Genomic DNA, 13723 nt, shown 5'->3' with positions numbered 1-13723 from the left:
CTTTACTCGTATACTAGTAGCTAATTAATTTTAAAAGCATTGATAAATGAAGCGTTAAATACATATAAGAAATCTAACTAAAAATTGTAATTTCATAGCATGACAAAAGAAAATTACACTGCACAAGTTTTACAATATATTCCGGTCTTTTATATTATCTGGTCAGATGACCTGTTGTCGGCTTCAGAAATAAATGTTGTTGAGAATGCCATTTCTGAAGATAACACATTATCAAATGAAGACAAAAAACAACTTAAAGCATGGATGGATGTTAAAAACCCACCTAAGAACGAGCTGTTTAAAACCTGGAAACAATTAATTATCAATAGCAGTGTAAAGTTGGTGGAGCATGAAACTTTTCCGTTAACGGCATTTAGCCAAAAAGTAGCTTCGTATTACCACGGCGAAATATCATTCAATAATCAAATTAAAAAGATTGAAATAAACTTGGGTATTCAACCCAATCACTACAACCATCTATTCGAGGTACATATTGATTTAGAAAAAAAATCTTTACAGTATTCACCAAAAACTATAGATTCCATTTTAAAAGGAAAACATGCCGAAACTATAGATTCTTTTCGAGCTATATTGAACGACCCTATATTTTCATGGGAAGTAAGACGTAACAAAGAAGAATTTCGAAATCATGTTTTAAAACAAGTAGAATTTCTAGCGGATAGCGGATACGGCGCAATGGCATACCCAAAAGAATATGGTGGCACCAATGACATGGAGGGCTATGCCACCATTTTCGAAAATATGATGTGGGCAGACGGAAGCTTAGCTATAAAATTTGGCGTACAATTTGGATTGTTCGGAGGAAGCATTCAAAAATTGGGAACCAAGAAACACCATGATAAATATTTAAACGCCACAGGTAAAGCGGAATTACTAGGATGCTTTGCCATGACAGAAACCGGGCACGGATCTAATGTTCGCGGTATAAAAACTACGGCTACATACAATAAGAAAACTGAAACTATTGTCATTCATACCCCTGGAAAAAATGACAACAAAGAATATATCGGCAATGCTATACATTCAAAAATGGCATCTGTATTTGCCCAACTTATTATCAATGGAAAAAATGAAGGAGTCCATGCGATTCTAGTTCCACTTAGAAATGAAAAACATGAATTATTACCAGGCATTACCGTTGAAGACAATGGCTATAAACTCGGACTAAATGGTGTTGATAACGGTAAAATATGGTTTAATCAAGTTGAAGTACCAAAAGAGAATTTATTAAATAAGTATGGTACTATTTTAGGCAATGGAGACTATTATTCAGAAATTAAAAATCCGAATAAAAGATTCTTTACCATGCTAGGCACTTTAGTAGGTGGTAGAATCTGTGTAGCCAGAGCAGGTTTAGGTGGTGCTAAATATGCATTAACCGTAGCTATTAAGCACTCTTTAAAAAGAAGGCAGTTCAACGACAGCGTTAAAATACAAGAAGATTTATTGATGGATTATCCATCTCATCAATTACGTTTAACTCCGCTTGTGGCAAGTGCATATGTCTATCACATTACATTAGATAAAATGATGAAGCTTTACTGCGATGAATCTCAACCAGACAAAAGACAAGTTGAAACGCAGGTTGCCGGGCTGAAATCTATTATTACATGGTATGCCAACGATGCTATTCAAGAATGCCGTGAAGCCTGTGGCGGTAAAGGCTATTTGTTAGAAAACAGAATTGCAGATTTAAAGGGAGATGTAGATATATTCACCACTTTTGAAGGCGACAACAATGTACTCCTACAGCTTGCTGCCAAAGGTGTTCTTTCAGATTTTAAGGCTGAATTCAATAGTGCAGGCTTTTCAACAGTATTAAAACTATTGAGCTCTCAACTAAGCGATAAGCTTTCTACTATAAATCCGCTATACACGAACAAGACAGACAAAGACCATTTATACAATCCGAAATTTCATATTCATGCCTTTGAGCACAGAACTAGAAGATTGACCTATACCATTGCTATGCGCATTAGAGGGTACATTAAAAAAGGTATTCCGTCATATCAAGCTTTCCTAAAGGTTCAAACACATTTAATGACACTTGGCAAGGCATATAGTACCGAACTGGCCTATAAATCATTTATAGAGCACAATAGCACCATCACTGACCCAGAGTATAAAGCCCTATTCGAAAAAATAGGTACTTTATATGCACTTTATGAAATAAGAAAAGATGCTTCTTGGTATTTGGAACAAGGCTACATTAGCGGAACTAAGTCAAAAGCTATACGCCAACGTGTAGAACGTTTATGTACCGAACTAAGACCACATTTAAATAGTCTTGTAGATGGTTTTGGCATACCAGAACATTTAATGACGGCACCTATAGCGAATTAGTTTCGCTCCTTTTCTAATCGCGAGGTATCTAGAAAGTCTAAAATGGTAATTTGTGGTTCGCCATATAGTTTGGTTCTGGTACCACCCTTTGAACTTAGTTGTAAAGTATTTAATGCTCTGACTTCTATATCTGGCGAATCTTCGGTAACTAATAAAACATCATTAGCTTGTAAATCTGATGCTTTAAGAGAACTATTACCATACAGTTTTGCCATTAAGAAATCGGCAGTACCTTCAACTTTAGCAGAGGCATTTTTATACATATAAACATTATTGCTCGCCCCTGTAGTGTACAATTTTACATCAATTCTATCCTTCAATGTAATATTCAAAGAGTCACTGGCTAAATTAAAATCACCAGAACTTATTTCTTCCATAGTAATATCCATAATGTCTGCAGTGGCATTAAGTTCCAATCTAGAGGTGCCAAAAGTTTGAACTCTTAAACGATCCGTTGAGATAACATCTTTCATACTAATTTTACCGTTCATCATTTTGATACTACTAAGCTCTTGAAAGAAAATGGTGATTTCAAGCTTTTTCTTTGATGTGATGTTATAGAATGAAGATATTTTTAATGTCTCATCGTCGACTTTGAACTTAAGAACATCCAGTAAATTATCATCCAACTCTAAAGCATAGCCTTCAGACGTAGCTTTCTGAATAACAATATCCAAATCATCAGCCAATTCTATAGCCGTAAAAGGTTCTAAATCTTCACGTACTTCAACAACATTTTTATTCCCTTTAATCTTTGGCTTACGCTGTGAATAACCGTTAACTGAAATAAGCAATACGATAATAATAAGGGCGAACTTTTTCATAATATACGTCTATTTAAAAATTGAAGATATCCAATTTTATGTAAAATTAGAACAACTTAGCAATATCTTAAGCTGTTTACATAGAAAAAGCCCAACTATTGCTAGTTGGGCTTTTATACATTTTAATATTTTCTAATGATTCATTTCCTCTTCATCTTCCTGTAATGGAATATGCTGTGGAACAAAATCTTGACCTGGTAGTATATACTCACCATTAGCATCAACCTTACTATAATCATAAGCCCATCTGTGAACTTCAGGAATAGGACCATCCCAGTTACCATGAATATGCTTTTGTTCAGCAGTCCATTCCAAGGTATTAGATTTCCAAGGATTCTTTGGTCCAACTTTACCGTAAAATATGCTATAAACAAAGTTGGCAACGAATACCAATTGTGCTGCCGCTGCAATAATTGCAAATACGGTCATAAGCACCTGAATATCTGCTAACTCGTCGAACATAGGGAAAGCAGTGTTCTCATAGTATCTTCTTGGTACACCTGCCATACCTACAAAGTGCATTGGAAAGAATACCCCATAAGCACAAACTGCAGTTACCCAAAAATGAACATAACCTAAATTCTTATTCATTAGTTTACCCTCGAACATTTTAGGGAACCAATGATATACACCTGCAAATAAACCATATAATGCAGAAATACCCATTACTAAGTGAAAGTGAGCAATTACAAAATATGTATCATGCACGTTAATATCTAATGTACTATCACCTAATATAATACCTGTTAAACCACCACTAATGAAAGTAGACACCAAACCAATTGAAAACAGCATAGCCGGATTCAATTGCAGGTTACCTTTCCATAATGTAGTTATATAGTTGAAGGCCTTTACCGCAGATGGTATCGCAATCAACAATGTTGTAAATGTAAATACAGAACCTAAGAAAGGATTCATGCCAGAGATAAACATATGGTGACCCCATACAATCGTTGATAAGAATGCAATTGCCAAAATAGAAGCAATCATCGCACGATAACCAAAAATTGGTTTACGAGCATTTGTTGACATTACTTCAGAAGTAATACCTAATGCAGGTAATAATACAATATAAACCTCAGGGTGACCTAAGAACCAAAATAAGTGTTCGTATAAAACTGGAGAACCACCTTGGTAATGTAAAACCTCACCTTGAATAAAAATATCTGACAAGAAGAAAGAAGTACCGAAACTTCTATCCATTATTAATAATAATGCCGCAGATAATAATACCGGGAATGAAATAACACCAATAATCGCTGTCACAAAGAAAGCCCAGATAGTCAAAGGCAATCTTGTCATTGACATTCCTTTAGTTCTTAAATTGATAACAGTAACGATATAGTTCAAAGACCCTAAAAGAGAAGATGCTATGAATATTGCCATTGAGCTTAACCATAATGTCATACCCATACCAGAACCGGGCTGTGCCATTGGCAACGCACTTAATGGAGGATAAATAGTCCAACCGGCAGCTGCAGGTCCTGCTTCAACAAATAATGATATAATCATTATTAAAGAAGCTAATGCAAACAACCAAAAAGAAACCATGTTCAAAAAACCAGATGCCATATCTCGTGCACCAATTTGTAATGGAATCAATAAGTTACTGAAGGTACCACTTAAACCGGCAGTAAGTACAAAGAATACCATGATAGTACCATGCATGGTAACCAATGCCAAATACACATCAGCATCCATTACCCCACCTGGAGCCCACTTACCTAAAAGAGTTTCAAAAATTGCAAAAGACTCTCCTGGCCAAGCCAATTGCATTCTAAATAATAAAGACATCGCAATACCAATGAAACCCATGACGAAAACACCCAAAATAAGGTATTGCTTTCCAATCATTTTATGGTCTTGGCTAAAGATATACTTTGTTACAAAAGTTTCTTTATGATGATGATGTCCATGATCGTCGTGTGCGTGATCATCTACATGTGCATGTGCTGTTGCTGACATAATCGTAATCTTATTTTTATTAATTTTCTAATTATAGCTTTGTTAACCCGAGAATAAAAATATTACTCTCCTATCGAAACTGAACTTACAGTATTAAATGCAGGACTAGTATCGTCTTTCATTACCGTTTCAGCAAAAGTTGACTGACCTTTCATCCATTCATTATACTCTTCCTCAGTTTCTACTATGATCTTCATTTGCATGTTGTAGTGAGATTTTCCACAAATTTTATTACAAAGTAAGATATAATCAAATTCCCAAGGATCAATTGCCTCTCCAGTACTAACAGCTTTCTCTGCTCGAATTTTGTTCGTTCTCTTAACCTTATCAATTACATCTTGATTCATTCTCATTTCTTCAGTAGTGTAGATAGGAGTAAATGAAAACTCAGTAATCATACCTGGTACACAGTTCATTTGTGCTCTAAAGTGTGGCATATATGCTGAGTGCAATACGTCTTGAGAACGCATTTTAAAATTCACTTTTCTACCAACTGGTAAATGCAGTTCCTTAACAATAACGTCATCGTGTGCGTAAGTATCAGCTTCATCCAAACCTAACACATTTGCTTTGTCGATATCGATCATTCTTACATTGGCTCCACCTAAAACATTATCGCCACCACCGTATCTAGCAGTCCAGTTAAATTGTTGCGCATAAAGCTCTACAATAATAGGGTCATCCTCATCATTTACATCCATAATAGTTGTCCATGTGTATAATCCCCAAAGAATTAGACCAGCTAATACAATTACAGGAATAATTGTCCAGATAAACTCTAAACGATCATTATCAGCATAAAACAAAGCTTTTTGACCTTTTTTACCAGCATACTTATAACCAAAGTAATGCAATAATGCCTGTGTAATGGTTTGTACAATAAATATAATAACCATCGATACTAACATCAGGCTATCATATTCCTCACCATGAGCAGACCCCGCTTCTGGCAGTAAAAATTTACCGTATTTCCAGAAACTGAAAATTGTAATTCCGTATATGAATACCAAAAATGCGAATAACATATAACCGTTATTCTTATTATCGCTATCGTTTGCTATTTGGTGTTGCTCAGTTTTAAGCTGTGACAATTCGAATATTTTAGTCAGTTGCCAAATGGCAATGGCTACAAGTACAAGTACAGCTAAAGTTAATAATGTCGTCATTGTATATATAAATGTTATACTTACTTAATTACTAGTAATGAAAGTGTCTACTTTCTTCAATAAAAGGATTTCTCTTTGGTTGTAGCGGTTGTGTCGAAATCGCTCTAAAAATCCAGAATATAAATAGACCTGCAAAAAACAATATAGAACCTATTTCAGGAATACCTATATACCAGTTATCACCTACCGTAGATGGCATAATTGCATTAAAGATATCCATATAATGACCCGCAAGGATTACAATACCTGTTAAAATTACGAACCAATTAATTCTTTTATAATCACTATTCATTAATAATAGAACTGGAAATAAGAAGTTCATGGCTACCATACCAAAGAAAGGCAATCTATAATCTGCAATTCTAGTTACGTAATATGTTACTTCCTCAGGTATGTTAGAATACCAAATTAACATGAATTGAGAGAACCAAAGATATGTCCAGAAGATACTGATACCGAACATAAATTTCGCTAAATCATGTATATGACTGTCGTTTACATCTGGTAAATGACCTTTAGATTTCAAGTATATAGTTACCATTGCAATTACAGTAATACCAGAAACGAACATACTAGCAAAAATATACCATCCGAACAATGTACTAAACCAGTGTGGTTCAACGCTCATAATCCAATCCCAAGACATAATAGACTCAGAAATAAGATAAAACACTAAGAAACCAGCAGATATTCTAAAGTTCAATTTAAAGTTTGAATCATCATCTGAAGCATCTTGAGCAATAGATAATTTTCTAGAGTACTCTCTATATCCAATCCAACCCGCTAAAAAGATAGCTGCTCTAATCAAAAAGAAAGTAGGATTTAAATATCCAGATTTACCTTGAAGTAATTCATCGTGAGCTACTACTGTCTCATCCATCCAAATGAATAAGTGATTCATGTGCAATACGGAAAGTAACAATATGACAAATACAATGATTCCTCCAGGAACCAAGTAAGAAGTAATACCTTCCATCACTCTAAATAACAACGGAGACCAACCTGCTTGAGCAGCACGTTGAATAGCATAAAATGCCAATACCCCTAATGATATCATAAAAAAGAAGAATGCCGCAACGTATAATGCCGCCCAAGGTCTATTCTTTAATTGATCTAATAAATGCTGGTCATGAGAAGAATCGTGTTCTTCGCCATGAGCTTCAGCCGCAGCATGATCATTTTCTTTCGTCGCATGTTCTGCTTCAGCCTCATGGGCATCACCATGACCTCCGTCATGACTTGCAACCATTTCTTTCGCCTCTGCTATAGTTCCAGGAGCCATAACAAATCCTCCAAGAATTCCCAATGCACCTACTATCATTAGAACGAAGGAAGCTATTTTAAGTCTATTTGAAAACGTATACATAGTATTGTTTACCTATTATTTGGTTAAATCTTGTTTCAGTTTCATTACATATTCAGATACTTGCCACATCTCTTCCGTATCCATTTGAGATGCATAAGAGCCCATTGAATTCAATCCGTAATGAATTGTATAATATGTAGATCCTACTGTCAAGTTTCTTACTGGGTCAGCATAACTAGGCACACCTAATATCTTTTCCCTTTTTACAAGTGTTCCTTTCCCATCACCTTTATCACCGTGACAAATTGCACAGTAAATGGTGTATAGTTGACCACCTTTAGCCAAGTTAGTTTCAACATTCATTGAATCTAATGGGCTATTCTGCAATCTTGATAATTCTTTCCCTTCAGGAGAATTCTCGATTTCGTAAGGCAACCAACCTCTATTAATAGTATTTGCCGGTGGCAACATAGCCTCAGAGTTATTTGGCAAAATATCTGCCTCACCATAAGTTTCATAACCAACAGACTCATACATATTGGGCATGTACTGATAGTTACGAGAACCTTTACTCTGACATGAAGTCATTACGATCGCCAAACCGAATAGTATTGCTAATTTCTTAAAACTGTTCATATTTAATGACTGTTTTTTTCTGATATATTAATTTCAACTGCACCAGTATCCATTAATAAATCTCTTAATTCTTGCTCGTTGTCATGGATTTCGATCTCCATTAAAAAATGATCATCCGTAGTTCTTACATCAGGATTCTCAGCTTCTTTAAAAGGCCACAATCTACTTCTTAGATAGAATGTAATAACCATTAAGTGGGCTGCGAAGAAAACCGTTAATTCGAACATAATTGGAACGAATGCAGGTAAGTTCTCTAGATAGCTAAAACTTGGCTTACCACCAATATCTTGAGGCCAATCTTCGATCATGATATAATTCATCATAAGAGTTGCAACTGTAAGACCAACGCAACCATATAAAAAAGCAGTTATCGCTAATCTTGTCGGAGCCAACCCCATCGCTTTGTCTAATCCATGAACTGGAAAAGGACAATATACCTCTTCAATATGAAGCTTTGCTGCTTTAACCTTTTTAACGGCAAGCATTAGCACATCATCATCATCGTAAAAAGCGTGTATAACTTTAGATGCCATATTTATCTTTTGTTATTTAATAAAATTGCTGCTTGTCCTGCCCAGTCATCACGTTGTGCTCTACCTGGGAAAGAACCTGTAATAGAATCTAACAAATTGTATTCAGTCTCAGTCATCCTAGCGACTTGAGCAAATGTGTAAATTCCTATCTCATTTAAAGTAGCTTCCATTTGAGGACCAATACCTTTAACTTTCTTCAAATCATCAGCTTCTTGTGTAGTTGCATCAAAAGTACCAACTGCACTTAACAGATCAGATACTCCAACTTTATCTCCAACAGCTGGCACTACATCACCCATCAACACATCATCAGTAATAGGCTCTTTAACCTCTACTTTGGTTTTTGTAATTTGATATAGTGGCTTGCCAGAATCTCTTAAGGTCTTATACCTCTCCCCTGAAGATTTCAAAATAGATTTTACCTCTGCCTGTGCAATTACAGGGAATGTTCTAGCATATAACAAGAACAATACAAAGAAGAAACCTATAGTACCAATGAAAATACCGATATCAACAAATGTTGGTGAGAACATAGTCCAAGAAGATGGAAGGTAATCTCTATGTAAAGAGGTTACGATAATCACGAATCTTTCAAACCACATTCCTATGTTTACAACGATAGAAATAAAGAAAGAGAACATGATACTAGTTCTTAATTTTTTGAACCACATGAACTGTGGTGAGAATACATTACAAGTCATCATTGACCAGTATGCCCACCAGTAAGGACCAGTAGCTCTGTTCAAGAAAGCGTACTGCTCATATTCTACACCTGAATACCATGCCATGAATAACTCTGTAATGTAGGCACAACCTACAATAGAACCTGTTAGCATGATTACAATGTTCATTAACTCAATATGCTGAATAGTAATGTAGTTTTCTAAATGACATACCTTTCTCATTATGATCAATAATGTGTTCACCATTGCGAAACCAGAGAAGATTGCCCCGGCAACAAAGTACGGTGGAAAGATAGTTGTATGCCAACCTGGGATTACCGAGGTAGCAAAATCGAAAGATACAATGGTGTGTACAGATAATACCAAAGGTGTTGCAAGACCTGCAAGCACCAAAGATACTTCTTCAAATCGTTGCCAATCTTTAGCACGACCAGTCCAACCGAAACTTAATAAGCTATATATTTTCTTTTGGAAAGGCAATACAGCCCTATCACGAATCATTGCAAAATCAGGAAGAAGACCTGTCCACCAGAATACCAATGAAACCGATAGATAAGTTGAAATCGCAAATACATCCCAAAGAAGTGGTGAATTAAAGTTTACCCATAATGAACCAAATTGATTTGGAATTGGCAACACCCAATATGCCAACCATGGACGACCCATGTGAATTATCGGAAACAAACCTGCCTGAACTACAGAGAAAATTGTCATTGCTTCTGCTGAACGGTTAATTGCCATTCTCCATTTCTGACGGAACAATAACAATACTGCCGAAATCAATGTACCGGCGTGACCGATACCTACCCACCAAACGAAGTTGGTAATATCCCAAGCCCAGTTTACTGTTTTGTTAAGACCCCAAGTACCGATACCGGTAGAGACCGTATAAATAATACAACCTACTCCCCAAAGAAATGCCACTAAGGCAATGGAAAAAACTATCCACCAGTGCTTGTTAGCTCTGCCTTCTACTGGAGCGGCAATATCCACAGTTACATCGTGGTAGCCTTTGTTTCCAATAACTAAGGGTTTACGTATAGGTGCTTCGTAATGCGACGCCATAGACTTTTGTTATAATTACTTTCTACTATTGATTATGCTTCGTTGGTGTTTCTAACCTTAACGTGATAGAAAACATTTGGCTGAGTACCTACATGCTCCAATAAGTGGTACATACGGTCACTCGCTTTTAATTCTGACACTTTACTCTTTTCATCATTAATATCACCAAAGACAATGGCTCCATTACTACATGCAGAAGAACAAGCGGTTTGGAATTCTCCATCCTCAATAACACGTCCATCTCTCTTGGCATCTAAAATAGTCTTTTGTGTTTTTTGAATACACATAGAACATTTTTCAATAACACCTCTAGAACGAACATTAACATCTGGATTCAATACCATTTTACCCAAATCGTTATTCATATGGAAATCGAACTCGTCATTGTTGTTATACAAGAACCAGTTAAATCTACGTACTTTATAAGGACAGTTGTTTGCACAATATCTTGTACCTACACATCTGTTATAAGCCATTTGATTTTGACCTTGCCTACCGTGCGAAGTTGCCGCAACAGGGCAAACAGTTTCACATGGCGCATGATTACAGTGCTGACACATTACAGGCTGAAAAGCAACTTGAGGATTAGCAGAAGGATCTTCTAACTCACCAAAACCTCCTAATGATCCAGCATCACCAAACAAACCATCAAAACCATCTTTCTTGGCGTTATCACCTTCAAAAGTTTCTTCTGAAGAATAGTATCTATCGATACGCAACCAGTGCATATCTCTTGATTTTCTTACCTCCGCCTTACCAACGACAGGTACATTATTCTCAGCATGACAAGCGATAACACATGAACCACAACCGGTACAAGCATTTAAATCAATCGACATATTAAAATGATGCCCTATAGTACGATCAAAACTGTCCCACAAATCAACAGACGTTGCAGGAACCTCTTGGTGATCTAAGGAAACCACAGGAACCTCATTCCACTCAGAATGATTTTTTGTATTGAATATCTCTAAAGTTGTTTCCTTTATGATATCTCCTCTACCCATAAGGGTTTTATGTAATTGAATACAAGCAAACTCATGGTTACCTGCTACTTTCTCTAAACTTACAGATTGATTGGCATTGAAACCATCATACAAAGTAAAGGCGTTAACCCCAGTTTGCATATCTTCTTTCAATCCTACTTTCTTACCATAACCAAAAGAAAGACCTACAGTACCTTTTGCCTGACCTGGCTGAACAACAACCGGAACTTGCTCGATACTTACTCCATTTACCGTAAGCTTCACATAGTTACCGTCCATACCGCCATTTGCGACATTTACGTTTTCTACACCTAGCTCAACAGCATCGGCCTTAGAAATAGTAACATAGTTATCCCAAGATACTCTTGTAATTGGATCAGGGAATTCTTGCAACCAAGGGTTACTTGCTTGCTGACCATCACCCATACCTACCTTAGAATACAAAGTAAGCTCCATACCGTCACTAGTCGTATTTGCTAAACTACGTATAGCCGAAGCCATAGAAGTATTAGTTACAACTTCGGCAGCATCTTCAGCTATAGCCGCTACATTTTGTGTAGCGCCTTCAGAATCAACCACCATAGTGTCCGAACTAAAAACACCATCTTGCAACGCTTGGTTCCAACTAGCTCCGTTAAGAACAGAAGAAGACCAAGTTTCTTTTATATAATCATAATACGTCTGCTCGCTTCCAAGTAATTCTAAAACTACAGTTTGAAACTGCTTTGTATCAAATAATTCTTTAATCGTAGGCTGCATTAAACTATAATGCCCCTTTTTAATTTCAATATCACCCCAAGATTCCAAGTAGTGATTTGTAGACCCTACATACTGAACAGCTTCTGTAGTTTCGTTCCAATTTGTTGAAAAAGCAACCGTAAGGTCCACCTTAGACAAACCTTCTTTGAAATCGGCAGCATTTGGCAAAGTGTACACAGGATTAACTCCATCCATTAATAAAGCACCAACTCTACCAGCTTTCATATCGGCAATTAAAGCATTTACAGCTTTAACACTACCTTTTCTAACGTATTTAGGCGCAGCAACATCGAATGCCTTACTAGCTAACATTTCGTTAATTGCTAAAACAACAGCTTGAGCATTAACATCATCTAAACCAGTTACAACAACTGCACTTGAACCCGCTTTCTTTATTTCTGTAGCTATAGAACCAACCAACACATCATACTCAGAAGTGTTACCACCTACTGATGTACCGTTTAGTTTTCCATACAACTTTGCTAAAACAACTTTCTGTGCACTTGGCTTCATTGCCACACGCTTATCAGCATTTGCACCAGTTAATGACATGTTTGCCTCTAACTGTACGTGTCTTGACATTTTACCATTCTTAGGTACACGACCTCTAGAATATCCGGCATCATATCCTCCACCTTGCCAATCAGCAATGAAATCTGCTCCGAAAGAAACAATAAGACCAGCTTTTTCGAAATCGTAATCTGCTAAAGCACGCTCACCATATTTATTTTCAAAGGCAGTTAAAGCAGCATCTTCTGAAATTGCATCATAAGTTACATGAACAACATTTTCGTTAGCTGCAACTAAATCTGACATTAAACGATTCGTTGACGGACTAGCGTATGTTTGTGTAAGCACAGCTATTTTTTTAGCAGAACCTTTAAGTCCGCCCATTTTAGCCTTTACCGCCGCATTCAATACATCCCATTCAACTGGTTCGCCATTAGCCAATGGTCCTTGCAATCTAGTACTATCGTACAAAGAAAGAACTGAACCCTGAACTCTTGCATTAGCAGAACCGCCAATTTTAGCCAAGGTATTATTCTCAACTTTAATAGGACGACCTTCACGCGTCTTGATTAAAATGCTTGCAAAATCAAATCCGTTAGCAATAGTTGTTGCATAGTAATTTGCAACCCCTGGAACTATATTTTCTGGCAATACCACATAAGGAATCGATTTTACAACCGGACCTTCACATGCAGCCAAAGAAGCAGCTGCGGTACTAAACCCAACATACTTCAAGAAATCTCTACGATTTGTATTTGTAGAAGACAAAGTTTCCTTGTCACCCAAGAAATCATCCACAGGAATCTGCTCTACAAATTCGTTCTGCTTTAGCGCCTCAACAATGGAATCGTTAGGATTTAACTCCGCCTCGTTCTTCCAATATTTTTTGTTTGATGCCATACGTATTATCTGTAATTAGCTTCTTT

The 13723-nt window shown here is 36.5% G+C and carries 9 protein-coding genes; 1 reads left to right on the top strand and 8 read right to left on the bottom strand.

Annotated elements, in window-relative coordinates; genetic code table 11:
- The first annotated feature begins 99 nt into the window (after nt 1-99).
- Nucleotides 100-2364 carry an acyl-CoA dehydrogenase family protein gene (locus DFQ03_RS04390; protein ID WP_133671780.1) on the top strand — a complete coding sequence of 755 codons (2265 nt, stop codon included), beginning with the start codon at nt 100-102 and terminating at the stop codon, nt 2362-2364.
- On the opposite strand, the gene DFQ03_RS04385 is transcribed toward DFQ03_RS04390, so the two are convergent.
- From DFQ03_RS04385 to DFQ03_RS04350, 8 genes are all read right to left on the bottom strand, one after another.
- Nucleotides 2361-3188 carry a GIN domain-containing protein gene (locus DFQ03_RS04385; protein WP_133671779.1) on the bottom strand — a complete coding sequence of 276 codons (828 nt, stop codon included), beginning with the start codon at nt 3186-3188 and terminating at the stop codon, nt 2361-2363. The two genes, DFQ03_RS04390 and DFQ03_RS04385, sit on opposite strands and share 4 nt — an antisense overlap.
- A 132-nt stretch (nt 3189-3320) precedes the next feature.
- On the bottom strand, nt 3321-5153 hold the full coding sequence (locus tag DFQ03_RS04380; protein WP_133671778.1) for a cytochrome c oxidase subunit I: 1833 nt from the start codon (nt 5151-5153) through the stop codon (nt 3321-3323).
- A gap of 62 nt (nt 5154-5215) precedes the next feature.
- A complete protein-coding gene (locus DFQ03_RS04375) occupies nt 5216-6319 on the bottom strand; it encodes a cytochrome c oxidase subunit II (protein ID WP_133671777.1) in 1104 nt (367 codons plus the stop codon).
- Between the two features lie 31 nt (nt 6320-6350).
- On the bottom strand, nt 6351-7685 hold the full coding sequence (locus tag DFQ03_RS04370; protein ID WP_133671776.1) for a quinol:cytochrome C oxidoreductase: 1335 nt from the start codon (nt 7683-7685) through the stop codon (nt 6351-6353).
- Between the two features lie 15 nt (nt 7686-7700).
- On the bottom strand, nt 7701-8261 hold the full coding sequence (locus tag DFQ03_RS04365) for a c-type cytochrome (RefSeq protein WP_133671775.1): 561 nt from the start codon (nt 8259-8261) through the stop codon (nt 7701-7703).
- A 2-nt stretch (nt 8262-8263) separates the two neighbouring features.
- A complete protein-coding gene (locus tag DFQ03_RS04360) occupies nt 8264-8794 on the bottom strand; it encodes a DUF3341 domain-containing protein (protein WP_133671774.1) in 531 nt (176 codons plus the stop codon).
- A 2-nt stretch (nt 8795-8796) separates the two neighbouring features.
- On the bottom strand, nt 8797-10542 hold the full coding sequence (gene nrfD / locus DFQ03_RS04355; RefSeq protein ID WP_133671773.1) for an NrfD/PsrC family molybdoenzyme membrane anchor subunit: 1746 nt from the start codon (nt 10540-10542) through the stop codon (nt 8797-8799).
- A gap of 32 nt (nt 10543-10574) precedes the next feature.
- Entirely contained in the window at nt 10575-13697 is a 3123-nt protein-coding gene (locus DFQ03_RS04350) for a TAT-variant-translocated molybdopterin oxidoreductase (protein ID WP_133671772.1), read from the bottom strand.
- Between the last annotated feature and the right edge of the window lie 26 nt (nt 13698-13723).

Origin of the sequence: Maribacter caenipelagi, from assembly GCF_004364175.1 — a bacterium.
Classification (GTDB): domain Bacteria; phylum Bacteroidota; class Bacteroidia; order Flavobacteriales; family Flavobacteriaceae; genus Maribacter; species Maribacter caenipelagi.
Note: the sequence above shows the minus strand (reverse complement) of the source record. Positions and strands in the feature narration are given on the sequence as shown.

Excerpts from the sequence above, each read along its gene's own strand:
- DFQ03_RS04390 (WP_133671780.1), top strand. The coding sequence starts at position 100 with ATGACAAAAGAAAATTACACTGCACAAGTTTTACAATATATTCCGGTC.
- DFQ03_RS04385 (WP_133671779.1), bottom strand. The coding sequence starts at position 3,188 with ATGAAAAAGTTCGCCCTTATTATTATCGTATTGCTTATTTCAGTTAAC.
- DFQ03_RS04380 (WP_133671778.1), bottom strand. The coding sequence starts at position 5,153 with ATGTCAGCAACAGCACATGCACATGTAGATGATCACGCACACGACGAT.
- DFQ03_RS04375 (WP_133671777.1), bottom strand. The coding sequence starts at position 6,319 with ATGACGACATTATTAACTTTAGCTGTACTTGTACTTGTAGCCATTGCC.
- DFQ03_RS04370 (WP_133671776.1), bottom strand. The coding sequence starts at position 7,685 with ATGTATACGTTTTCAAATAGACTTAAAATAGCTTCCTTCGTTCTAATG.
- DFQ03_RS04365 (WP_133671775.1), bottom strand. The coding sequence starts at position 8,261 with ATGAACAGTTTTAAGAAATTAGCAATACTATTCGGTTTGGCGATCGTA.
- DFQ03_RS04360 (WP_133671774.1), bottom strand. The coding sequence starts at position 8,794 with ATGGCATCTAAAGTTATACACGCTTTTTACGATGATGATGATGTGCTA.
- nrfD (WP_133671773.1), bottom strand. The coding sequence starts at position 10,542 with ATGGCGTCGCATTACGAAGCACCTATACGTAAACCCTTAGTTATTGGA.
- DFQ03_RS04350 (WP_133671772.1), bottom strand. The coding sequence starts at position 13,697 with ATGGCATCAAACAAAAAATATTGGAAGAACGAGGCGGAGTTAAATCCT.